Genomic DNA, 23,554 nt, shown 5'->3' on the forward strand with positions numbered 1-23,554 from the left:
CCCCCCATGTCGCCCCTTGCCGCCTTTCCAGAAGTTGCGACCGGACCGGGGATAACCCGCCGCGTCGTCGCCGACAGTCCGCAGATGATGGTCGTCGCCTTCACCTTTGAGGCCGGCGCAGAAGGCGCGCTGCACAGCCATCCGCATATCCAGTCGACCTATGTGGAAAGCGGCCGCTTCGTCTTCACGCTTGACGGCGAGGAGTTCGAGGTCGGCCCCGGGGACAGCTTCATCATTCCCTCCAACGCGGTGCACGGCTGCCGCTGCCTCGAGGCAGGGCGCCTGATCGACGGCTTCACGCCCCGCCGCGACGACTTCCTCTGATCCCGAACATCCCCCTTTGAAGGAGCCGCCATGCTGAGCGTCGAGACTCGCCACGCCGTCCACCAGGACCATGCCAGGGGCATGGACACGGACGAGCTGCGCCGCCACTTCCATGCCGGGAGCCTCTTCCGCAACGGCGAGATCCGCCTCGTCTACACCCATTACGACCGCTTCGTGCTGGGCGGCGCGGTGCCGGGCGCCGGCAAGCTCACCCTCGACAAGGTCGAGGAAACCCGCACCGCCACCTTCCTGGAGCGGCGCGAGATGGCCGTCGTCAATATCGGCGCGACCGGCGAGGTCTCGACGGATGGCGGAAGCTGGACGCTGGAGCGCGGCGACGTGCTCTATCTCGGCATGGGCGCCGGCCCCGTCACCTTCTCCGGCGGCGGGCGCTTCTACATCACCTCCGCCCCGGCCCACCGCTCCCTGCCCGCGCGGCTGATCCGCCTGTCGGAGGCGAACAGCCTGAAGCTCGGCGCCACAGAGACCTCCAACAAGCGCACCATCAACCAGTTCGTCCATCCGCTGGTGATGGAAAGCTGCCAGCTCGTGCTCGGCTACACCACGCTGGAGGACGGCTCGGTCTGGAACACCATGCCCGCTCACGTCCACGACCGACGGATGGAGGCCTATCTCTACTTCGACATGACCGAGGATCAGCGCGTCCTGCACCTGATGGGCGAGCCGCAGCAGACCCGCCATCTCATCGTCGCCAACGAGGAAGCCGCGATCTCGCCGCCCTGGTCGATCCATTCGGGCGCCGGCACCGGCAGCTACACGTTCATCTGGGCGATGGCCGGGGACAATGTCGACTACACCGACATGGATTTCGTCAGCATGGCGGAGATGAAATGAGCCCCTCCTTCTCGCTCGCCGGCCGCAAGGCGCTGGTGACCGGCGCCAATACCGGCATCGGCCAGGCCATCGCGCTCGCGCTGGCGGCAGCCGGCGCCGAAGTGACCTGCGCCGGCCGCCGCTCCTGCCTTGAGACCGTCGCCATCATCGAGGCCGCCGGTGGAAAAGCCTTCTCGCTTACCCTTGATCTCGCCGACCCGATGGCGGCGCGCGACGTCTTCGCCGGCACGGGGCATTCGATCCTCGTCAACAATGCCGGCATCATCCGCCGCGGCGACAGCGCCGACTTCACGGAAGCTGACTGGGACGCGGTTATGGACGTCAATCTCAAGGCGCTGTTCTTCACCACCCAGGCCTTCGCCCGCGAGTTGCTGGCGCGCGGCGACGGCGGCGCGGTCGTCAACATCGCCTCCATGCTGTCCTTCCAGGGCGGCATCCGCGTGCCGTCCTACACCGCCGCCAAGCACGGGGTTGCGGGGATAACCAAGATCCTCGCCAACGAATGGGCAGCCAAGGGCATCAACGTCAACGCCATCGCGCCCGGCTATATCGCCACCAACAACACCAAGGCGCTGCGCGACGATCCGGACCGCTCCGCCGCGATCCTCGACCGTATCCCGGCCGGCCATTGGGGCGCGCCCGAGGACATCGCCGGCACCGCCGTCTTTCTCTGCTCCCCGGCCGCCCGCTACGTGCACGGCGCGGTGATCCCTGTCGATGGAGGCTGGCTTGCCCGCTGACCTGCCCCGCCTTTCGCCCCGCCGCAAAGGCCCCCGCCCCGGCACCGGCATCGTCCATCTCGGCCTCGGCGCCTTCTTCCGCGCCCATGGCGCCCTCTATATCGCCGAGGCGATGGCCGCGTCCGGCGGCGACTGGGGCATCATCGGCGTCTCGCTGAAGCGGCCCGACCAGCGCGACCGGCTGGCGCCGCAGGACTTCGCCTATACCGCGCTGGAGCTCGGCCCCAGCGGCGAGGTCCCTCGCCTCGTCGACGTGCTGGCCGGCGTCCTCGTCGCGCCGGAAGACCCGGAAGCGGTGGTCGCCCTGATGGCCGCACCCGCCACGCGGATCGTCACCCTCACGGTCACCGAGAAGGGCTATTGCCACGAGCCCGCGACCGGCCGGCTGTCGCTCACCCATCCAGACATCGTCGCCGACCTCGCCGAGCCGGCACGGCCGGCCTCGGCGCTCGGCTTCCTGGTGCGTGCGCTCGCCCGCCGCCGCGCGGCGGGGATAAAGCCCTTCACCGTGCTGACCTGCGACAACCTCCCCCACAACGGCGCGATGTTGCGCGGCCTCGTGCTGGAACTGGCCGAGCGGATCGACCCGGCGCTTTCCGAGTGGATCGCGGCGGAAGGTCGCTTCCCCTCCACAATGGTCGACCGCATCGTGCCGGCGACCAGCCCGGCAGATCTCGACCATGTCGCCCGCCTGATCGGCTGCCGGGACGAAAGCCCGGTGCTGCACGAGCCCTTCCGCCAATGGGTGATCGAGGACGATTTCGTCGGCGGCGATCGGCCGGACCTTGGCGCCAGCGGCGCGGAACTCGTCGCCAACGTCGCCCCGTACGAGCTGATGAAGCTGCGCTGCCTCAACGGCACGCACAGCTCGCTCGCCTATCTCGGCTACCTCGCCGGCTTTGAGACCATCGCCGAGACCGTCGCCGATCCGACCTTCTCGACCTTTCTCGATCGCCTTTGGGCCGAGGAGATCCTGCCCGGCCTCACCCCGCCGCCCGGCGTCGACCTTGCCGCCTATGCGGCACGGCTGAAGGAGCGCTACGCCAATCCGGCGATCCGCCACCGCACCTGGCAGATCGCCATGGACGGCTCGCAGAAACTGCCCCAGCGCATCCTGGGCCAGCTCGAGGAAGGCCTTGTCGCCGGCCGGTCGATGGCGGGCCTCATCCTCGCGGTCGCCGCCTGGATGACCTATGTCGGCGGCACCGATCTTTCGGGCAACCCCATCGACGTGCGCGATCCGATGGCCGACCGCCTGCGCGCCCTGTGCGATGCGGCCGAAGGTTCGGCCGCGAAGGTCGCCGCCCTTTTGGCGCTGCGCGAGATCTTTCCGGCAAGCCTTGCCGGCAACACAGCGTTCCGCACCCGTCTCGTCGAGGCCCATGCCGGCCTTGCCGAGCGGGGCGCCCGCGCCATGGTCGAGGCCTGTCATGCTTGAGAGCTGGCGCTGGTACGGACCGCTCGACCGCATCGGGCTTGACGAGATTGCGCAGACCGGCGCGCGCGGCATCGTCACCGCGCTGCACGAGATCCCGTACGGGGAAATCTGGAGCCGCCAGGCCATCGCCGCCCGCAAGGCGATGATCGCTGCAAGCGGTCTCGACCTCTCCTGGCAGGTGGTCGAGAGCCTGCCCGTGCACGAGCATATCAAGCGCGGCGACGGCGACCTCGCCCCGCTCTTTGCCAATTACCGCCAGTCTCTGGCGAACCTTGCGGCCGAGGGTATCTTCGCCGTCTGCTACAACTTCATGCCGCTGCTCGACTGGACGCGCACCGACCTTGCCAGCCCGGTCCGGGGCGGCGGCACCTGCCTGCGCTTCGACGCCGCGCGCATGTGCGCGCTGGAGATGTTCATGCTGGAGCGCGAGGGGGCGGAGGAGGACTATCCGGACGAGGTGCGCGCCCGCGCCCGCCGGTGGTTCGAGGCAAGCGATGAAGCCGCGCGCGAGGCGCTCGTCGCCGCGATCATGGCGGGCCTTCCCGGCGCCTATGACCGCTACGACATCCCGGCCCTGCGCCGGGCATTGACGCTCTATGCCGGCATCGACACGCAGGCCCTGCGCGCCAACTTCGCCCGCTTCCTCGACGAGGTGGTGCCGGCGGCCGCAGAGCTCGGCATGCGCCTGTGCGTCCATCCGGACGACCCGCCGCGCGACATTCTCGGCCTGCCCCGCATCGTTTCGGATGCCGAGGATATCGCCTGGATCCTCGGCCGCGACGAGACGCCGGCGAACGGCCTGACCCTGTGCTCCGGCTCGCTCGGCGCCAATCCGGCGAACGACGTACCGGCCATCGCCCGCCGTTTCGCCCCGCGCATCCATTTCGCGCATCTGCGCAATGTCGCCAAGGAGCCAGACGGCAGCTTCGAGGAAGCCGCGCACCTTGCCGGCGACACCGACATGGTGGCGCTCGCCGCAGCACTGCTCACCGAGGAGCGTCGCCGCCGGGACGAGGACCGGCGGGACGCGGAAATCCCCTTCCGCCCCGACCACGGACACGTGCTGCTGTCGGACTTCGACCGCGACACCCATCCGGGCTATCCTCTGATCGGACGCATGCGCGGCCTTGCCGAGTTGCGCGGCGTCGTCACGGCCCTCTCCCCCCCCGGAACCCGCCATGCCTGACACCGAAACCGGCCTCGCAGATCGACCACCGCTCGTCCTTTCGGAGCGCGACAATGTCGCGGTGCTTGCCGCCCGCGCGGAGGCCGGCAGCGATCCGCTGGGGCTGGGGGCACAGCTTTCGGCGGCGGTCGCGCCGGGGCACAAGATCGCCCGCCGGGCGATTGCGACGGGCGAACCGGTGGTCAAATACGGCCAGGTGATCGGCTATGCGACGGACGAAATTGTCGCCGGCGCGCATGTCCATTCGCACAATTGCGAGATCGGCGCGCATGAGCGCGCCTACCGCATCTCCGACAAGCTGGAGGAGGCGCGCGCCGCGATCCCGCGCCTTGCCGAGGGGGATATCGCCGGCAGCTTCCTCGGCTACCCGCGCACTGATGGGCGCGCCGGCACGCGCAACATGATCGCGCTGGTCGCCACGGTGAACTGCTCGGCGACCGTGGTGCGGCGGGCCGCCGACATCCTCAACGCCTCCGGCGTGCTTGACGACTGGCCGAACATCGACGGCGTCGTCGCCTTCGCCCACGGCACCGGCTGCGGCATGTCCTCGAGCGGCCCGGGCTGGGAGATCCTCCAGCGGGTGCTGTGGGGCCATGCGACCCATCCCAATGTCGGCGCTGCGGTTTTCGTCGGCCTCGGCTGCGAGGTGATGCAGGTGGCGCGCATGAAGGCGCTCTATTCGGACGGCGCGGAGACCCGCTTCCACGGCCTTGCGATCCAGGAGAACGGCGGCACACGCGCCACCATCGAGCGGATCGTCGCGACCGTCCACGAGCTGCTGCCGGAGGTGAACCGCACCGCCCGCCGGCCGGTGCCGATCTCGGCGCTGAAGCTCGGCCTGCAATGCGGCGGCTCCGACGGCTGGTCGGGGATAACCGCCAACCCGGCGCTCGGCATCGCCTGCGACCTCTTGGTGGCGCAGGGCGCGACCGTCGTCCTGTCGGAAACCCCGGAAATCTTTGGCGCCGAACAGCTTTTGCTGTCGCGCGCGGCCTCGCAGGAGGTCGCCGACCGCCTGATCGAGCGCATCCGCTGGTGGGAGGGCTACGCGGCGCAGAACGGCGCCTCGCTCGACCAGAACCCCAGCCCCGGCAACAAGGCCGGCGGCCTCACCACCATCCTGGAAAAGTCGCTCGGCGCCGTTGCCAAGGCCGGCGCCACGCCTCTGAACGAAGTGGTCGGCTACGGCGAACAGGTGAAGGGGCCGGGCCTCGTCTTCATGGACACGCCCGGCTACGACCCGGTCTCGGCGACCGGCCAGATTGCCGGCGGCTGTCAGCTCGTCGCCTTCACCACCGGGCGCGGCTCGGCCTTCGGCTCCAAACCGGCCCCGACCCTGAAGATCGCCACCAGCGACCGGCTCTACCGGGCAATGCGCGAGGACATGGACGTCAATGCCGGCGAGGTGCTGGAAACCGGCGTCTCATTGGCCGAAAAAGGCCGCGAGATCCATGCCCGGCTGATCGCCGCCGCCTCGGGCGAACGCACGAAATCCGAGGCTTTGGGCCTCGGCGACCACGAATTCGTGCCCTGGCAGATCGGCGCGGTGCTGTAGGGATCGGGATCGCCCCAAAACGCAAAAAGGCCGGGCGAACCCGGCCTTCCCTTGTGCCTCGATGAGTGCTGCCAGTACATCCGTGGTCAGCGCTCAGAAGCACGATTGCGTTCGTCGGGGCGTCGCCGTTGAGGGCGCCTGACAGGCGGGGATATGTCCGCCAAGCCTGTCAGTCCCGACGCTGCAGGTCCTTACGCGGCCTGCAGGTTGTCGGCGGCAGCCTTGCCGCTGCGGCGGTCGGTGACGATCTCGAAGCTGACCTTCTGGCCCTCGACGAGGCTGGTCATGCCAGCGCGCTCGACCGCAGAGATGTGAACGAAGACGTCGGGCTTGCCGCCGCCCTGCTCGATGAAACCGAAGCCCTTGGTGGTGTTGAAGAACTTCACGGTACCGGTGTTCATGGCGATTTCCTTTTCATATCGCGAACGGGTAGATGCCTGCCCAGCAAAAGCAAACGGCAGACGGTTCAGATCGATTTTGAGAGAGGAAGATCGCCGTTCACGCGCCACGCGCGCTCAGGAACAAAGTTCGACAACCCAGATCGATATGCCCCTATATGGACGCCAACGGTGACCAAAACAAGGCCTCATATCGCGGGGACAAAATAAATCGCACGGCCACCCCGCCAGCCCCTTTCGCTGTCGCAGGCCTCCCGCCCGGTCATCCGTCCCCCCGCCCGCTGGACCGGCAATAGAACAGCCCGGTCAGCGGCAGATCCGCAGCAGGATGTCGTGGCCGCCGCCGCTGCGATGCGACAGGTTGGTGGCCAGCGCCAGCGACCCGTCCGGCAGGACAGCGGCGGGCCCGGCCGAGGTCGCCCGCTCGAGCCGAGCATCGTCCTGCGGCGGACGGTTGTCGCTGCGCGTCTCCGGCGACCAGGCACCCGAAGCGCCGTCGAAGCGCAGCATCCGGTCGATCCCCCAGCCACGCTGGACCAGCCAGAAGCCGCCGTCGCGCGTCGGCTCGACCTGCGGCACCCCGGTGGAGCGCTTCATGTCCAGCCCCTCGATGGGCTGCGGCGCGCTCATCGCTCCGTCCTGGATACGCACCCAGCTATTGCTACCCCTTTGATGTTCAAGGACAAACAGCGCATCTCCCCAAGGCGAAGCGCCGCCCGCCAGCAGAGTGTGCGCCCCTTCGGGCTCCAGCACCGGCCCGATTGCTGCCCCGTCAAGGCCGACCCGAACCGCCCGCAGCGGCGCCCCCACATCCGACCACCAGAGCAGCAGTTCGCCGCCGAGACCGACCGCGCCGGTATAGCCGTTGGTCATCGCCACCCGGTCGCTGCCCGTCGCAGTGATCCGCGCGGGAGCGCCCCAACGGCCGGACGCCGCCTCGCGCGTCACCATATAGAGGTGCGGCCGGGCCAAGCTTGCCCCGTCCGCGAAGGGCTCGCTCCAGATCGCCGTCAGGTCGCCATTGGGATGCGAGGCGCCAATGACATGGCCGATCCGGGCGCCAGAACCGCCGGATTGCACCTCTTCCACCTGCCAGCCTCCTGCCCGCCCGGCGCGCACAGCCACCAACGAGCGATCCGAAAAGCCTTTAAGCATCAATAGGATCAGACTACCATCGCCGTTGCGATGGGCATGCAGGGGGCCTGCCGCAGGCGACGGGGCGCGGGTCTCGATCTCGCCGCCCGACGGGCCGCCGGGATCGATCAGACCCAGTGCCTGATCGCGGTAACCGGAGGCGGAGCGGACGGTGCCGGTCCAAACGCCGACGTGGCGGAGGGTCTGGTCGCGGAGCAGCACCGGGTCGCCGGACCCGACTTCGCCGCCGCCGGACGGCAGCGGCCCGGCCAGCGCCGGGCTGAGGCGCGCGAGCCGGACATCGGGCCGCAGCGCCGTCCACAGCACCTGCGGCGTGCCAGCGGCGTCGGCGAGGACAAAGTGGCCGAGGCCGCGCTCCGAGGGAACGAGCTGGCGGCTCTCGCAGATCGGCGGCGCCGAGACATCGACCGGGGCGGAGGCCACAGGTTGCGGCCGGGCAGCGGGCGCAAGCGGCGCCGGCGCGGCGGCCGCCGCCTGGCGCTGCCGCTCCTCTTCCTCCGCATCCTCGCGGGCATAGAGCGAGCCGCCCTCCAGCACCTCACCATAGCCTTCCCGCACCAGCATCGCCTCATAGGCCGGCGTCGCCACATCGAGCACCCGCCGGCTCTGCGGGTGGTCGGGATTGTTGAGATGCAGGTCGTGGTAAGGGTCCCAGGGACCGAGCGTGACGTCGCGGCCGCCGATCCGCGATCCGGCAAGGCCAGCGACCGCCGGATCGTGCAACACCTGGCACATGCCGGTCACGGTCAGCCGCGCCAGAACATAGCCGTCGAGCTCGAACCCGTGCACCTCGCCCTGCAGGTCGTCGAGCAGTTCCACCCGCAGCCAGGATCGCGGGTCGCGGGGATTGCCTGAGCGGACCCGGAGGCCGGTGCCGTTTTCCAGGGTCGCCAGAACCGGGTGCTGGGTGCCCGGCCCGGCGCGGACATTGAGCGTGTCGCCGCTCGCCGTGCAGCTCTCGATCAGCCAGCCGGCGCCGTCGTCGGAGGCAGACCCGGACGCGACCTCGGCAAGCATGACGACGGGGACAAGAAGCAGTGTCAGAAGGAAACCAATCGCCCGCATCCCGTCCCCTTTGCCGGTCTTTCGCAACAGCCGTGCCGTCATGCTGGGCGACAAACGGCCGGGGATCAACCCCTTGCGGCCGCCTTTTCCGGCCGGATCGGTCTTGCGCGACCCAACTCGCGGAATCACAAGGAAGTTCTGTTTTTTCAAAGGCTTGAACGCAATTTCAGGTTGCGACGATTTTTGCGAAATTCGCTCTCAAAATGCCCGAAAATTGAGACTCGCGTCGCAATCGCCGCTCAGACGGCAAGTTGCCGGGCGACCTCCGACAGGGTCGCCAGCAGCGGCGTCAGCGGTTCGCGCTGCACCATGACGAGGCCGATCGGCTCTCCCGCATCCGCGCTGTCGCCGGAGATCGGCACGGCGGCGATGGCGCCGGCGGAGACGAACATGCCGGCGAGCTTTTCCGGCACCACGGAGGCCCATTTGCCGGTGATAACATGGGCGACGAGGGCGATGATCGAGTTGGATTCGACCTGGGCCTTCGGCGTCACCCCGGCGGCCGCAAGATGCCGGTCGACAATGGCGCGGTTCTGCATGTCGGGGGTCAGGAGGCAGAGCTGCTCGCCGCCGAGCTCGTGCCAGCCGATCCGGTCGCGCGCTGCCAGCGGATCGGACACGGAGACAAGCAGACGATAGCGCTCGGCGTAGAGCGGCAGCACGGTGCGGCGGCGCCGGGCGTCGGCGTCGAGATAGGTGATGCCGGCATCGAGGTCGAGCCGGTCCATCTGCTCGAGGATCTCGGCCGAGGTGCGCGACAGGATCTGGAAGCGCACGCGCGGGTGGCGCAGCGCATAAGGAGAGACCAGATCGGCGACCATCGGCAGCGCCGTCGGGACGACGCCGATGCGCAAGGTGCCCTCCAGATCGGAGCGCACGGCGCGCATCTCCTCGCGCAGGGCACGCATGTCGCCGACGATCCGCAGGGCCAGCGCATGCACCCGCTCGCCCTCCGGCGTCAGCCCCTGGAAACGCGAGCCGCGATGGACGAGCTGGACGTTGAGCTGGTCCTCAAGCTGGCGGATCGCCGAAGACAGGGTCGGCTGGGTGACGCCGATGCTCTCCGCCGCGCGGCCGAAATGGCGCTCGCGCACCAAGGCAATGAACATTTCCAGCTTGTCGATCATGCCGCCGTACCCGTTTCCGCCCTTTATCGACGATCCGCCTTGCGGCAGCCGTCGCGATTGCGCCGGACGATAGCACGGGCGCGACCGCGCCAGACAGAGCATGGGCGCGACCGCGACGGGCGGCAGCGGCAGGCAAGGACAGTGGAAACCGCGTCAGATCGAACGCTGGTTGACGCGCGCCGACACCTCGGCCGCCGTCTCCACCCGCTCAGAATAGCGGTCGACCAACGCGTTGGAGCGCCCGCGCACCATCAGCGTGAACTTCACCAGTTCCTCGGTGACGTCGACGATGCGGTTGTAATAGGAGGACGGCTTCATCCGGTCGTCCTCGCCGAATTCGGCGAAGGCGCGGGCGACGGAAGACTGGTTGGGGATGGTGACCATCCGCATCCAGCGGCCGAGAATGCGCATCTGGTTGACCGCGTTGAAGCTCTGCGAGCCGCCGCAGACCTGCATCACCGCCAGCGTCTTGCCCTGGGTCGGGCGGATGCCGCCGAGCGACAGCGGCAGCCAGTCGATCTGCGTCTTCATCAGGCCGGTCATCGCCCCGTGCCGCTCCGGCGAGACCCAGACCATGCCTTCCGACCACATGGCGAGCTCGCGCAGCTCCCGCACCTTGGGGTGCTCCGGATCGGCCCCGTCGACCAGCGGCAAGTCGCGCGGGTCGAACATCCGCGTCTCGCAGCCGTGCCAGTCGAGCAGGCGGCGGGCTTCTTCCGCAACGAGGCGCGAGAAGGAGCGCGGACGCAGCGAGCCGTAGAGCAGCAGGATGCGCGGGGGATGGAAGGCCTCGCCCGGCAGGGCGTAATCGGCCGGGTCGATCCGGCGCATCTGCGAAAAATCGATGTTCGGCAGGTCGGCGGCGGCAAGATCGGCGACGGCAAGATCGGCGACGGAACTCACGAGGCGGCCTCCCCCGCCCCGGAAGCTGCCCCCGAAGCGGTACCGGAAGCGGAGCCGGCGACGACGATCTCGCCGTCCTCCTTGCGGAACGTGCCGATCGCCGCATTCGGCAGGATCTCCAGCACGGCTTCCGAAGGGCGGCAGAGGCGAATGCCCTTTTCGCTGACGACGATCGGCCGGTTGACCAGAATGGGATGCTCCAGCATGGCGGCAAGGATGGTCTCGTCGTCGACGGCGGGGTCGGTGAGGCCGAGCTCCTCGGCCGGCGACTTCGATACGCGCAGGGCGCTGCGCGGCGTCAGCCCGGCGCCGGCGAACAAGGCCTGTAGCTGCGGCCGGGTCCAGCCGGTCTTGAGATACTCGATGATGACAGGCTCCTCGCCGGAAGCGCGGATCATCTCCAGCACGTTGCGCGAGGTGCCGCAGTCGGGATTGTGGTGAATGACGATGGTCATGAGGGTCCTTAACGTATCACGGGGTCCGGCGCGCAGCAGGCCGGCAGCGACGCCAGCAGCGGACGGCAGACATCGGGCGCGCCGCCGCAGCAGTCTTCCATCAGGAAGGCAAGCAGCGCCGTCAGGCCGCCCATATCGGCGACATAGCGGATCGTCCGCCCCTGCCGGTGGCTGCGCAGCAGGCCGGCACGGGTGAGGATCGCCAGATTGGTCGACAGCGTGTTCTGCCGCACGCCGAGCGCGGCGGCGATGTCGCCGGCCGCCATCCCCGCGCTCCCCGCCCGGATCAGCAGGCGCAACACGTCGAGACGGGTCTCCTGCGACAGGGCGGCGAAGGCCGAAAGAGCGTCTGTCTTTTCCATATTTCGAGAATAGTCGATATATGAAGCCCGTCAAGCCCCATCAAATCCCCGGCGAACCCCCGGCGAACCCCCGGCGAGACCCTGGCGAGACCCTGGCGAGACCCGCCCGAAACGAAGGCGGGCCGCGCGATCCCGCACGGCCCGTCCGGTTATCGGCTCCGCCGGGCGGGCGGCGCGGGCGGGCGGCGCGGTCAGGCCGGCTGTTCGCCGCCGGTGCCGCGATAGGCTGCGTCCTCGCGGCGCGCGCCGCCTGCCGGCGCGGCGACCAGCCGCGTGTCGGCCAGTTCGCCGCAGGCCTCCAGGATCGGCTGGGCGACCACGACGAAATGGCCATGGATGCGCTTGAGGTCACGCAGCACGTCCATATGGATGGAGGTCGTCTCCATCGACAGCTTCACCCCATCGCGCAGCCGCGCGTAATGGCGCTCGGCATAGTGCCGCTCGAGATCGCGGATCGCCGTCTTTTCGGCGAAGAGCCGGCGTGCCAGGTCGACATCGCCGGTGGCGAAGACGTTGAGCGCGGTGGCGAAGTTCGACGCGACGCGGGAATGGAAGGTCTTGAGGTCGGCAAGCCCTTCGGAGGAGAAGGCGAGATTGCCGCGCCCCTTCTTCTCCGCCAGTTCCAGGAGCTGCTTGTCGATGACGTCGCCGATATGCTCCAGATTGGTGGTGAAGGAGAGGATCTCCATGAAGCGGCGGGAATCCTCCTCCGACATGCCCTTGCGCGACATGCGCACCAGATGCAGCTTGATCGCCTCGTTGACCGCGTCGACCGCGTCGTCGCTGGCGCGGATGTCGCGGATCAGCTTCGGATCGCCGGTCTCCAGCGCCTCCATCGAGCGGATCAGCATCGCCTCGACCCGGTCGCCGAGCGCCAGCGCCTCGCGATGGGCGGCGGCCAGCGCCTCCGACGACATGTCGGTGGCGGCGCTGCCGAGATAGCGCGGCCGCTTCGGATCGGCGGGCTGCGCCGCGGCCGGCACGAGCCGCTCCAGCAGCCGCGACACCGGCCCGACCAGCGGAATGAAGATCAGCGCGACAAGGATGTTGTAGGCCAGATGCACGTCGACGGTCAGCCGCGCGCCGACCAGCCCGTGGCTGGTGGCGAGATCGGCCAGCACGCCGGAAAACGGCACCAGCACCGCCGCGACCGCGCCGCGCATCAGCATGTTGCCGAGCGGCACCCGCTTGGTCTCCGGCGGCCCGCCCCAGTTGGCCGAAAGCGGCGCCGCGGCGGCTCCGACATTGGCGCCGAGCACGGCGGCGATGGCGAGCGTCGGCGTGACCGCGCCGGTGAGCGCCAGGGTGGCGATGACGAGCACCACGGCGAGCGAGGAATGCGCCGCCCAGGTGATGCCGGCGGCCAGGATGGCGGCGAGGATCGGCTCGCTGCCGAGCGCGGCGAGCACCAGGGCGAAGGTCTCGGACTCCGTGAGCGGCACCACGGTCGCCCGCAGCGCCTGCAGCGACAGGGTCAGCAGGCCGAGGCCGATCAGCGCCCGGCCGATGCACTGCGCCCGGTCGGCCTCCATCGACAGGAAGGTGACGACGCCGGCGGTGACGAAGACCGGCCACAGATAGGAGACGTCGAGCGACAGGATCTGCGCGGCGATGGCCGAGCCGACATCGGCGCCGAGCACCACCGCCAGCGCCATGGCGAGCGGCACCAGCCCGCGCCGCGAGAACGAGGTGAGCAGCATCGCCGTCGCCGTGGCGCTCTGCATCAACACGGTGACCCCGGCGCCGGCCAGCGCCGCTGTCGCCCGGTTGCGCGTCGCCGAGGCGAGCACCGCCCTCAGCGAGGAGCCGAACGCCCGCACCACGCCGGTGCGCACCATCCGCACCGCCCAGATCAGCAGCGCAACGCCGCCGATAAGCTGCACGAAGACCGCACTCGCACTCATCATCTCTTCGTCGTCCTCTTGCCCGTCATCTTGGCGCCCGTCATGTCGGTGCCTGTCGTCTTGGCACCTGTCGTCTTGGCGCCTGTTGTTTTGGCGCCTGTCGTCTTGCCGCCCGTCTTTTGCCGGCGGTCTCGCGGCCCCTCTCCGGGTCGCCGGACGGACGCCGCCAAACACCGAACCGTCGTCAAACCGTAATGTTCATCCGCCATTGCTGCGCGTGCCGGAGCCAGGGACCGTCCGGCACGGAGCGTTCTGAAGTCTCGCCGTCAAACATGGCGGCAGGATGCCGACAAACCGCTTTTCCATCGGCCGAATACGTGGAAAAACAAAGATGGCAGATATTTGTCGGCTAAGTAAGAGGAAAGCATGAGCGCACCCCTGAATCCGGACGTGACGTTGCGGTTTCTTGCCCTTCAAGGACTTGCGGCCGAAGCCGCGGCCCTTGCCATGCGGTATTTCGACAATCGCGACGCCATGGCCGTCTCGCTGAAAGGCGCCCAGGACTGGCTCACCGAGGCCGACGGGGCGGTGGAAGCCCTGATTCGCGCCCGCATCGCCGAAGTGTTCCCGCAGGACAGCGTGCTGGGCGAGGAAGGCGGCGGCGAGGTGAGCGAGCGGGTGTGGATCGTCGACCCGATCGACGGCACCTCCAATTTCGCCCATGGCGACCGCACCTGGTGCATTTCCATCGGCTTCCTCCTCAACGGCACCCCGGAACTCGGCTGCATCGCCGCCCCGGCGCTCGGCGAGACCTATCTGGCGCGGCGCGGCCATGGCGCGACGCTGAACGGCAAGCCGATCAAGGCGGCCGCCACCGACACCATCACCCGCGCCACGCTGGAGCACGGCTGGTCGCCGCGCCTGCCGGTCGGCCGCTTCATCGACACGGTCCGCGCCCTGTTCGAGGCCGGCGCCAATGTCAAGCGCTCCGCCTCCGGCGCGATGGGCCTTGCCTCCGTCGCCTGCGGCCGCAGCGACGGCTATCTGGAAGGCCATATCGACTCCTGGGACGTCGCCGCCGGGATCGTCATCGCCAGCGAGGCGGGCGCCCGCGTCAGCGACTTCTTCAGCGGCGACTGGACGAACGGAAATCCGATCCTCGTCGCAGCCCCCGCTGTCGCCGAGGAGACCGCGCGCGTCGCCGGTCTGTCGCTCCCCTCGCCTGCCTCAGCCCTGGCAGTTTCCCCAGGGTCAAAGGCGGGAGATTGACGATCGGCCTCGCGCAATTCAAGTTGAACGCACGAATGCACAGGTTTGCAAGCCTGTTTCGTAAAGGGAGGAAATCATGAAAACGACTGCCAGCAAGATCACCGTCAGCCTGCGCGCGCTCGCGTCAAGCGCCGCCTTCGGTCTCGCCGGACTGGTGTGGGCCGTGCCCGCCTCGGCCTCCGGCGAACTCACCCTTTACTGCTCGGTCCAGGAGGAATGGTGCCGGCCGATGGCGCTGGCCTTCGAGCGCGAGACCGGCATCAAGGTCAACATGACCCGCAAGTCGTCCGGCGAGACGCTGGCCCAGATCAAGGCGGAAGCCGCCAATCCGCGCGGCGACGTGTGGTGGGGCGGCACCGGCGACCCGCATCTGCAGGCGGCCGAGGAGGACCTGACGGCCGAATACCAGTCGCCGATGCTGGCCGAGCTGCAGCCCTGGGCCGTGTCCCAGGCCGAGCAGTCCGGCTTCAAGACCGTCGGCATCTATGCCGGCGCGCTCGGCTACTCGTTCAACACCGAGATGCTCGCCTCCACCGGCGCGCCGGAGCCGGCCTGCTGGTCTGACCTTCTGCGCGAGGAATTCCGCGACGAGGTGCAGGTCGCCAACCCGAACTCGTCGGGCACCTCCTACACGATGGTCGCGACGCTGGTGCAGTTGATGGGCGAGGATGCGGCCTTCGACTACATGAAGGCCCTGCACAAGAACATCAACCAGTACACCAAGTCGGGCGCGGCCCCGGCGCGTGCCGCCGCCACCGGCGAATCGCTGATCGGCATCACCTTCCAGCATGACGGCGTCACCCAGGTCGTCCAGGGCGCGCCGATCAAGGTGGTCTCCCCCTGCGAGGGCACCGGCTACGAGATCGGCTCCATGTCGATCATCAAGGGCGGCCCGAACCCGGACAATGCCAAGAAGTGGTACGACTGGGCGCTGACCCCGGCGGCGCAGGAAATCGGCGCGGCGGCGAACTCGTTCCAGGTGCCGTCCAACAAGGCGGCCAAGGCCCCCGAGGAGGCGCCGGACCTGTCGTCGGTCAAGCTGATCGACTATGATTTCGCCAAATACGGCTCGTCGGCCGAGCGCAGCCGCCTGCTGTCGAAGTGGGATGCGGAGGTCGGTGCCGCGCCGAAGTGAGGCGCGCCACCGTCCCTCGACCGACAACATCGCGATGATCGACCGATTTCCGGTGATCCTGGCCGCCGCCGGGCTGATTGGCCCGGCGGTGCTGGCCTACCATGCCGACGACGGCACCCGCCTCGGCGGCGTGCTCGCCGCCGGCCATCTGGCACCGGCACTCGGGTGCCTCGCGCTCGCCCTGTCGGGCGCCGCAAGCCTTGCCGGCGCCCAGCGCGCCGGCGCCCTTTTCGGGTCGATCGGCGGCGCGCTGGCGCTCGCCGCGCTCGTCGTCGCCGGTTTCTTCCCCGTCCTCGCGCTCTCTCTCGGCTTTGCCGCGAGCGAGGTCGCCCGGCCGCTCGGCCCCGGCGCCGGCATTCTCGCCCTAGCGCTGATCGCCCTGGCCGCCGGCGCCATCGCCCGCTTCGGCGCCTTCCGCAACGACCGCTTCGTCTCGGTCAGCGTCGTCACCATCGGCGCGCTGGTGGTGCTGTTCGTGTTCTGGCCGGTGCTGCGCATGCTCTCGGAAGCCTTCCAGGGCGACCGGCAGGCCGACGCCGGCGTGTTCCTCGACCGGCTGCTGCAGGCCGACATCTGGGCGCTCGACTGCCTGTGGTCGAGCGCGCGCTGCGGCGTTGCCCCCAACACCGTCATTCTCGGCATTCTCGCCGCCTTCTTCTCCACGACGCTGGCGCTCGGCCTTGCCCTGATCGCGGTGCGCACCAAGGTGCGCTTCCCGCGCGCCTTCGACGCGCTCGCCATCCTGCCGATCATCACCCCGCCCTTCGTCATCGGCCTGGCGCTGATCGTGCTGTTCGGCCGCACCGGCATCATCACCACGTTCCTGTGGGAGTGGTTCGGCATTCCGCGCACCCGCTGGCTCTACGGCATGCCCGGCGTGCTGCTGGCGCAGGTGCTGTCGCAGGTGCCGCTGTCCTTCCTGATCCTGGTCGGCGCGCTGAAGGCGCTGTCGCCGACGCTGGAGGAGGCGGCGCAGACCCTGCGCGCCAACCGCACCCGCATCCTGTTGACCGTGACGCTGCCGCTCCTGCTGCCGGCCATCGCCAACACCTATCTGCTGGCCTTCGTCGAGAGCCTCGCCGATTTCGGCAACCCCCTGGTGCTCGGCGGCAATTTCGAGGTCCTGTCGACCAAGATCTTCTTCGCCATCGTCGGCGCCCAGCACGAGCCCGGCCGCGCCGCGGTGCTCGCCATGGTGCTGCTCGCCTTCACGCTGGCCGCCTTCCTGGTGCAGATGCGCCTGCTCGCCAACACCTCCTTCGTCACCGTGTCCGGCAAGGGCGACAGCGGCGTGCCCGCCGCCCTGCCGAAGGGCCTGCCGGCCGGCCTGTGGGGCGTCATCGTGCCGTGGATCGGCCTGACCGTCGCCGTCTACACGATCGTGCTGATCGGCGGCTTCGTGAAGGACATCGGCCGTCTCGACATGACGCCGACGCTCGACCACCTGCGCACGGGCTTCCTGGTGGAATGGTCCGGCGGCGGCCTGTTGTGGGCCGGCTCGGCCTGGAACTCGTTCTGGACCACGGTGATGGTCTCGGCGGCGGCAGCGCCGCTGACCACGATCATCGGCCTGCTGACCGCCTATGTGCTGGCGCGCCAGCGCTTCCGCGGCCGCAGGACGCTGGAGTTCTTGACCATGCTGTCCTTCGCCATTCCCGGCACGGTGATCGGCGTTGCCTATATCCTCGCCTTCAACGTGCCGCCGGTGGAGATCACCGGCACCGGCTTCATCCTCATCGCCTGCTTCGTCTTCCGCAACATGCCGGTCGGCGTGCGCGCCGGGATCGCCGCCCTGTCGCAGATCGACACCTCGCTGGACGAGGCCTCGGCGACCTTGCGGGCGCGCACCGGCCGCACGCTGGTCGCGGTCGTGCTGCCCCTGATGAAGCCGGCCATCGTCGCCACCCTCGTCTTCTCCTTCGTCCAGGCGATGACGGCGGTCTCGGCGATCATCTTCCTCGTCACGGCGCGCTACAACATGGCGACCGCCTATATCGTCGGCCGGGTGGAGGCGGGCGAATACTCGCTCGCCATCGCCTATTGCGCCTTCATGATCGTCTTCATGATCGCCGCCATCGCCACCATCCGCTTCCTCGTCGGGGAGGCGAGGCTGGGCCGGCGCGGCAGCGACTCCATCGTCGCAGGGGGACACTGATGGGACCGGCAAGCCTCGACTTCATCGGCGTCACCAAGCGCTACGGCACGGTGACCGCCGTCGACAATGTCGCCTTCCGCTGCGAGGCGGGAACGCTGACGACGCTGCTCGGCCCCTCGGGCTGCGGCAAGACCACCACCTTGCGCATGATCGCCGGGCTGGAACTCGCCAGCGAAGGCAAGATCCTGATCGACGGCAAGGACGTGACGCATCTGTCGGCGGCCGAGCGCGACGTCACCATGGTGTTCCAGTCCTATGCGCTGTTCCCGCATATGAGCGTGCTGGAAAACGTCATGTACGGCCCGCGCTCCTCCGGCATCGGCAAGGCGCAGGCCGCCGAGATGGCGCGCGAGAAGCTCGCCCTGCTCGGCCTTGCCGGCTACGACGCGCGGCTGCCGTCGGAACTCTCCGGCGGCCAGCAGCAGCGCGTCGCCGTCGCCCGCGCCCTGGTGCTGGAACCCTCGATCCTGCTGTTCGACGAGCCGCTGTCCAACCTCGACGCCCGCCTGCGCCGCAAGGTGCGCGAGGACATCCGCGCGCTGCAGAAGGATCTCGGCCTGACGGTCGTCTATGTCACCCACGACCAGGAGGAGGCGCTCGCCGTCTCCGACGAGGTCATCGTCATGTCGAACGCCCGCATCGCCCAGATGGCGAACCCGCGCGAGCTGTGGAACGCCCCGGCGAACCTCTTCGTCGCCGACTTCATCGGCGATGCCAATGTGGTCGACGGCACGATCACCGCGGTCACCGGCGAGACCGCGGCGCTCGACCTTGGCGGCGCCAGCGTCGAGGCGCCGGCGCGCGGTCTCACCCCCGGCCCGGTCAAGGTCGCGGTGCGGCCCGACGCGCTGCGCCTGGAGCCGCTCGGCGAGGGCGATGCCGGCGGGCTGACCGGCAAGGTGACGACGGCGAGCTATCTCGGCAAATACATGGAATACGAGATTAAGACGCCGCTCGGCGAACTCTTCGTCACCGCCCCCGCCGATGGCGGCGAGGTCGGCGCCGGAGCCAGGGTGCGGCTGCTGCCCAAGGGGCACGGCATCGCCGTCATTCCGCAATAACCGGCACGCGCTCCGCCCACGACACGGCGGGGCGGAAAACCCCGCCGCATCCGCGACATGGACGAGGAGCGCGCCAGCGTGGGCGCGCCTCCCGGCCGCGACAGAGCGGCGCAGGTTATAGGGCTGCGCAATAGCTCCGTGCATGCAAAGATATTTCCGGCAAGGCCCCGGACCTGCGATTTTGCGCCCAGCCAATTTCCGGGCCGGGCTAAACGCCGTGGCCTGCTGGACGTCTCGGGAAACACCATGAACGCCTTCGATCCGACAGCCGAATACAGCGCCATTCGCGACGGTGTCGCCAAGGTCTGCGCCGGGTTCCCCGGCGAGTACTGGCGCGACCTCGACGCCCGCCGCGCCTATCCCAAGGACTTCGTCGACGCGCTGATCCGCGAGGGCTATCTCGCCGCGATGATCCCGGAGGAATACGGCGGGTCGGGCCTCAACCTGTCGGCCTCCGCCGTTATCCTGGAAGAGATCCACCGCAACGGCTGCAACGCCGCCGCCTGCCACGCCCAGATGTACACGATGGGCACGGTGCTGCGGCACGGCAGCGACGCGCAGAAGCAGCAATACCTGCCGGGCATCGCCGACGGCACGCTGCGCCTGCAGGCCTTCGGCGTCACCGAGCCGACCAGCGGCACCGACACGCTGGCGCTGAAGACGACGGCAAAGCGCGACGGCGACGACTACATCGTCAACGGCCAGAAGATCTGGATCTCCCGCGCCGAGCACTCCGACCTGATGGTGCTGCTGGCCCGCACGACGCCGCGCGACCAGGTGAAATCCAAGACCGACGGCCTGTCGGTGTTCCTCATCGACCTGCGCGAGCTGAAGGGCAACGGCGTCGAGATCCGCCCGATCCGCACGATGATCAACCACGCGACGACGGAGATCTTCTTCGACAACGCGCGCATTCCCGCCTCCAGCCTGATCGGCGAGGAGGGCAAGGGCTTCCGCTACATCCTCTCGGGCATGAATTCCGAGCGCATCCTGATCGCCGCCGAGTGCATCGGCGATGCCAAGTGGTTCATCGAGAAGGGCTCCAACTACGCCAAGGAGCGGGTGATCTTCGGCGCGCCGATCGGCCGGAACCAGGGCGTGCAGTTCCCGCTCGCCCGCGCCTATGCGCATATGATGGCGGCCGAGGCGATCGTCTACCGCGCCGCCGCCATGTATGATGCCGGACACAATCCGGGGGTGGAGGCCAACAGCGCCAAGATGCTGGCCGCCGATGCGAGCTGGGAGGCGGCCGAGGCCTGCCTGCAGACCCATGGCGGCTTCGGCTTCGCCGAGGAATACGACGTGGAGCGCAAGTTCCGCGAGGCGCGGCTCTACCAGGTGGCACCGATCTCCACCAACCTGATCCTGTGCTTCATCGCCGAGCAGGTGCTCGGCCTGCCGAAATCCTACGGGGCCCCGAAGGCATGACGCTGATCGACCGCATCCTCGACCTTGCCCTGCTGCCGGCAGGTGAGCTGCCGACCCCGGCTCTCGCCATGGCCCGCTTCTCGCTGTTCGACTGGCTGGTCTGCGGACGGGCCGGCATCACCGAGCCGCTGGCCGGCAAGCTGCGGCAGCTTGCGGAGGAGGAAGGCGGCCGCGGCACCGCCTCGGTGTTCGGCGGCGCGCCCGCCCCGGCCCGCATGGCGGCGCTGGTCAACGGCGCGACCAGCCACGCGCTCGACTATGACGACACCCATTTCGGCCATATCGGCCATACCTCCGTCGGCATCTACCCGGCGGCGCTCGCGGCCGGCGAAACGGTCGGCGCCAGCGCCGAGGCCGTGGTCGAGGCGTTTCTGGTCGGCGCGGAAGCCTCCATCCGCATCGGCATGGCGCTGGGGTCCGTTCACTACAATCGCGGCTTCCACCAGACGGCGACGGCCGGCGCCTTCGGCGCGGCGATCGCTGCCGGGCGGCTCTTCGGCCTGACCCGCGACGAGATGCGCGTCGCCATCGGGCTGTGCGCCACCCGCGCCTCCGGCCTCAAGTCGCAGTTCGGCACCATGGGCAAGCCGTACAATGCCGGCATCGCCGCCGCCAATGGCGTCGAATGCGCAAGGCTCGCGGCGCTCGGCTTCACCTCCGCCGACGACGGCTTGATGAACGCGCAAGGCTTCATCCCCACCCATTCCGATGCGCCCGATCCGGACGCCGGATGGGAGACGCCGCCGCCGGGAACGTTCCTCTTCGAGGACATCAAGTACAAGCTGCATGCCTGCTGCCACGGCACCCATGCGATGATCGAGGCGCTGCGCACGGTGCGTGCCGACGAAGGCATCGGCATCGGCGATATCGCCGCGATGGTGCTGCGCACCAACCCGCGCTGGCTGTCGGTCTGCGACATCAAGGCGCCGCGCACCGGGCTGGAGGTGAAGTTCAGCTACAATTGGCTGGCCGGCATGGTGCTGGACGGGCGCGACACCGCCCGCGACGACACCTATACCGACGCGCTGGCCGCCGATGCAGAGCTTGCCGTCTTCGCCGACGGCATCACCGTCGACGGCGATCCGGCCTTGAGCGACATGCAGGCCGAGGGCCTGTTGCAGCTCACCGACGGCCGCAGCCTCGCCTTCTCGCACGATCTCGCTCGCCGGCTGGGCGAAGAGGAACTTGCCGCCGGCCTTGCCGCCAAGGCGGCGGCGCTGCTCGGCGAAGAGGGCGACCGGCTGCGGCAGGCGGTCGAAACGCTGGACCGGCTGACCGCCGCAGACCTCGGCGCCCTGGTGGGGGCACCGGCATGAGCGACTATGGGGAGTGGATCGGCAGGCAGCGGCGGGTGAGCGAGACGCTCGACCGCGAGCTGCTGCAGCGCTACCGCGCGACCCTGTCCGGCATGCTGTGGCAGACCGAGGTGCCGGCCGGCGTGCACTGGTGCCTGGCACCGGACGTGGTCGAGCCCGGCGATCTCGGCCGCGACGGCCATCCGCGCACGGGGATCTTCCTGCCGGCGCTGCCCCTGCCCCGGCGCATGTGGGCGGGCGGCCATCTGGAATACCGCAAGGCGTTCTCGCCCGGCGACGAGGTCACCCGCGTCACCACCATCCGCGACGTGACCTTCAAGCAGGGCCGCAGCGGGCCGCTCGGCTTCGTCACGCTGGACCATGTCTATGAAGTCGCCGGCGAGGCGCATGTCGTCGAGCGCCACGACATCGTCTATCGCGAGGATCCGAAGCCCGGCGCCGCCACCGCGCCGCTGCCGGCAGAAGACTGGCAGGCGCTGGCACGCTGGCAGGTTGAGCCGACGCCGACGCTTCTCTTCCGCTATTCGGCGCTGACCTTCAACGGCCACCGCATCCACTATGACCAACCTTACGCGACCGGCGTCGAGGGCTATGACGGGCTGGTGGTGCACGGGCCGCTGCAATCGATCTGGATGCAGAACCTTGCCGCCGCCCTGCTCGGCAAGCTGCCCGGCGACTTCAGCTATCGGGGCCTGTCGCCGCTGACCTGTGGCCGGCCGGTCACCGTCGAAGCGCGCGAGGCCGAGGACGGCGGACTGGAGCTGCGCGTGCGGCGCGACGAGGATGGGGTGGTGACCATGCAAGCCACCGCCCGTTAAGGAACAGCCTCAGCTTTCGATCAGGTTGCCTTCCCAGATCCCGCGCCGCACCAGGTCGCGGGCGACCTCCAGCGTGATCTGCTCGACCGCGCGGCAGGCGCGGCTGGTCGAGCGGGAGGGCTTGCTGACCAGATAGACCGGGCGCGAGATCGTCGGCTCGACGATCGGCGCCTTGAGCAATTCGCCGCGCGCGACGAAGTCGTGAACGGCGGCGGGGGCGAAGATCGTGTGGCCGGAGCCCCGCGCCACCAGCTCCTTGATCTGGGTCATCGCATCCATCTCGATGACGACGTTGAGATTGACGTCGCAGGCCGCCGCGTGCCGCTCGATGGTCTTGCGCAGCCCGTGCGAGACGCCGGGCAGGATCATCTCCAGCTTCTCCAGCGCCTGCATCGGCACCGGCGCGCCGGGCGGGGTATCGAGCGGCCAGGTGTCGGGCGCGGAGAAGAAGAAGAGCTGCTCGTCCAGAACGTGGATGATGCGGAAATGCTCGACCTTCTCCAGGTCGTAGATGAAGCCGATATCGACCGTCTCGTCCTCGATCCAGTTCTTGATATAGCCGCTCATCGCCTCGATGGCGCGCAGCCGCACGTCCGGCAGCTCGACGCGGACGGTCTCGGCCAGCGGCACCGACATCACCATGGAGACCGACGGCGGCATGCCGAAGCCGACCTTGCCCCGGATCGCCCCGCCAAGGTCGCGCATTTCCGCGATGCAATGCTCCATGCTGGCGCAGATCTCGCGGGCATGGCGCACCAGGAGGTGCCCCTCCTCGGTCAGCACCGTGCCGCGCGGCGAGCGCGCGACGAGCTGCACGCCGAGCTCCTGTTCCATCCGCTGGACATATTGCGACAGCGACGGCTGGGCGACGCCGAGCACCTGCGCCGCCGCGGAGAGCGACGGCGCCTCGGAAATGGCGATGAAATAGCGAAGGTGGCGAATGTCCATGGAGGGCAGATTAGCGG

The 23,554-nt window shown here is 69.0% G+C and carries 21 protein-coding genes; 13 read left to right on the plus strand and 8 right to left on the minus strand.

The window, feature by feature from the left end; genetic code table 11:
* The first annotated feature begins 6 nt into the window (after positions 1-6).
* The 6 genes from TSB10P1A_RS11655 to TSB10P1A_RS11680 are packed head-to-tail and all read left to right on the plus strand — an operon-like array spanning position 7 to position 6,098.
* On the plus strand, positions 7-324 hold the full coding sequence (locus TSB10P1A_RS11655) for a cupin domain-containing protein (RefSeq protein WP_186388475.1): 318 nt from the start codon (positions 7-9) through the stop codon (positions 322-324).
* 30 nt (positions 325-354) lie between these two features.
* Positions 355-1,179: a 5-dehydro-4-deoxy-D-glucuronate isomerase gene (gene kduI, locus TSB10P1A_RS11660; RefSeq protein WP_186388098.1), complete on the plus strand. Its 825-nt coding sequence runs from the start codon at positions 355-357 to the stop codon at positions 1,177-1,179.
* A complete protein-coding gene (kduD, locus tag TSB10P1A_RS11665; RefSeq protein WP_186388099.1) occupies positions 1,176-1,919 on the plus strand; it encodes a 2-dehydro-3-deoxy-D-gluconate 5-dehydrogenase KduD in 744 nt (247 codons plus the stop codon). Before kduI ends, kduD begins: the two co-directional genes overlap by 4 nt.
* Positions 1,897-3,357, plus strand: coding sequence for a mannitol dehydrogenase family protein (locus tag TSB10P1A_RS11670; protein WP_186388100.1), 1,461 nt, complete (start codon positions 1,897-1,899; stop codon positions 3,355-3,357). The genes kduD and TSB10P1A_RS11670 overlap by 23 nt, the downstream gene beginning before the upstream one ends.
* A complete protein-coding gene (gene uxuA, locus TSB10P1A_RS11675) occupies positions 3,350-4,543 on the plus strand; it encodes a mannonate dehydratase (protein ID WP_186388101.1) in 1,194 nt (397 codons plus the stop codon). Before TSB10P1A_RS11670 ends, uxuA begins: the two co-directional genes overlap by 8 nt.
* Positions 4,536-6,098 (plus strand): UxaA family hydrolase, encoded by a 1,563-nt coding sequence (locus tag TSB10P1A_RS11680; RefSeq protein ID WP_186388102.1) that lies wholly within the window; start codon positions 4,536-4,538, stop codon positions 6,096-6,098. The genes uxuA and TSB10P1A_RS11680 overlap by 8 nt, the downstream gene beginning before the upstream one ends.
* 191 nt (positions 6,099-6,289) lie before the next feature.
* Here TSB10P1A_RS11680 and TSB10P1A_RS11685 read toward each other — a convergent pair whose 3' ends face one another.
* The 7 genes from TSB10P1A_RS11685 to TSB10P1A_RS11715 all read right to left on the minus strand — a co-directional run bounded on the left by TSB10P1A_RS11685 (position 6,290) and on the right by TSB10P1A_RS11715 (position 13,470).
* Positions 6,290-6,499 carry a cold-shock protein gene (locus tag TSB10P1A_RS11685; RefSeq protein WP_186388103.1) on the minus strand — a complete coding sequence of 70 codons (210 nt, stop codon included), beginning with the start codon at positions 6,497-6,499 and terminating at the stop codon, positions 6,290-6,292.
* Positions 6,500-6,802: 303 nt separating this feature from the next.
* Positions 6,803-8,716, minus strand: a complete 1,914-nt coding sequence (locus TSB10P1A_RS11690; protein ID WP_186388104.1) for an SH3 domain-containing protein — start codon at positions 8,714-8,716, stop codon at positions 6,803-6,805.
* Positions 8,717-8,955: 239 nt separating this feature from the next.
* The gene (locus tag TSB10P1A_RS11695) at positions 8,956-9,843 is read right to left on the minus strand and encodes a LysR family transcriptional regulator (protein WP_186388105.1); all 888 of its coding nucleotides are present in this window, start codon (positions 9,841-9,843) and stop codon (positions 8,956-8,958) included.
* Between the two features lie 153 nt (positions 9,844-9,996).
* A complete protein-coding gene (arsH, locus tag TSB10P1A_RS11700) occupies positions 9,997-10,746 on the minus strand; it encodes an arsenical resistance protein ArsH (RefSeq protein WP_256376673.1) in 750 nt (249 codons plus the stop codon).
* The gene (gene arsC, locus TSB10P1A_RS11705; protein ID WP_186388106.1) at positions 10,743-11,201 is read right to left on the minus strand and encodes an arsenate reductase (glutaredoxin); all 459 of its coding nucleotides are present in this window, start codon (positions 11,199-11,201) and stop codon (positions 10,743-10,745) included. The genes arsH and arsC overlap by 4 nt, the downstream gene beginning before the upstream one ends.
* An 8-nt stretch (positions 11,202-11,209) precedes the next feature.
* Positions 11,210-11,563, minus strand: coding sequence for a helix-turn-helix transcriptional regulator (locus TSB10P1A_RS11710; protein ID WP_186388107.1), 354 nt, complete (start codon positions 11,561-11,563; stop codon positions 11,210-11,212).
* A 191-nt stretch (positions 11,564-11,754) separates the two neighbouring features.
* Positions 11,755-13,470 carry a Na/Pi cotransporter family protein gene (locus TSB10P1A_RS11715; protein ID WP_186388108.1) on the minus strand — a complete coding sequence of 572 codons (1,716 nt, stop codon included), beginning with the start codon at positions 13,468-13,470 and terminating at the stop codon, positions 11,755-11,757.
* 363 nt (positions 13,471-13,833) lie between these two features.
* Between TSB10P1A_RS11715 and TSB10P1A_RS11720 the strand changes: the two genes are divergently transcribed.
* The 7 genes from TSB10P1A_RS11720 to TSB10P1A_RS11750 all read left to right on the plus strand — a co-directional run bounded on the left by TSB10P1A_RS11720 (position 13,834) and on the right by TSB10P1A_RS11750 (position 22,589).
* A complete protein-coding gene (locus TSB10P1A_RS11720) occupies positions 13,834-14,676 on the plus strand; it encodes an inositol monophosphatase family protein (protein ID WP_186388109.1) in 843 nt (280 codons plus the stop codon).
* A gap of 76 nt (positions 14,677-14,752) precedes the next feature.
* Positions 14,753-15,811 carry an ABC transporter substrate-binding protein gene (locus TSB10P1A_RS11725; RefSeq protein ID WP_186388110.1) on the plus strand — a complete coding sequence of 353 codons (1,059 nt, stop codon included), beginning with the start codon at positions 14,753-14,755 and terminating at the stop codon, positions 15,809-15,811.
* Entirely contained in the window at positions 15,795-17,966 is a 2,172-nt protein-coding gene (locus TSB10P1A_RS11730; protein ID WP_208987084.1) for an iron ABC transporter permease, read from the plus strand. The genes TSB10P1A_RS11725 and TSB10P1A_RS11730 overlap by 17 nt, the downstream gene beginning before the upstream one ends.
* Complete coding sequence (locus tag TSB10P1A_RS11735) at positions 17,966-19,027, plus strand: ABC transporter ATP-binding protein (protein ID WP_186388111.1); 1,062 nt, start codon at positions 17,966-17,968, stop codon at positions 19,025-19,027. Before TSB10P1A_RS11730 ends, TSB10P1A_RS11735 begins: the two co-directional genes overlap by 1 nt.
* 246 nt (positions 19,028-19,273) lie before the next feature.
* A complete protein-coding gene (locus TSB10P1A_RS11740) occupies positions 19,274-20,455 on the plus strand; it encodes an acyl-CoA dehydrogenase family protein (RefSeq protein ID WP_186388112.1) in 1,182 nt (393 codons plus the stop codon).
* Entirely contained in the window at positions 20,452-21,771 is a 1,320-nt protein-coding gene (locus TSB10P1A_RS11745; RefSeq protein WP_186388113.1) for an MmgE/PrpD family protein, read from the plus strand. Before TSB10P1A_RS11740 ends, TSB10P1A_RS11745 begins: the two co-directional genes overlap by 4 nt.
* A complete protein-coding gene (locus tag TSB10P1A_RS11750; protein ID WP_186388114.1) occupies positions 21,768-22,589 on the plus strand; it encodes a MaoC family dehydratase N-terminal domain-containing protein in 822 nt (273 codons plus the stop codon). Before TSB10P1A_RS11745 ends, TSB10P1A_RS11750 begins: the two co-directional genes overlap by 4 nt.
* A 9-nt stretch (positions 22,590-22,598) precedes the next feature.
* Here the strand turns inward: TSB10P1A_RS11750 and TSB10P1A_RS11755 are convergent, their stop codons facing one another.
* On the minus strand, positions 22,599-23,537 hold the full coding sequence (locus tag TSB10P1A_RS11755; RefSeq protein ID WP_186388115.1) for a LysR family transcriptional regulator: 939 nt from the start codon (positions 23,535-23,537) through the stop codon (positions 22,599-22,601).
* Positions 23,538-23,554: the final 17 nt, after the last annotated feature.

The organism is Stappia sp. TSB10P1A, from assembly GCF_900185725.1.
Taxonomy (GTDB): domain Bacteria; phylum Pseudomonadota; class Alphaproteobacteria; order Rhizobiales; family Stappiaceae; genus Stappia.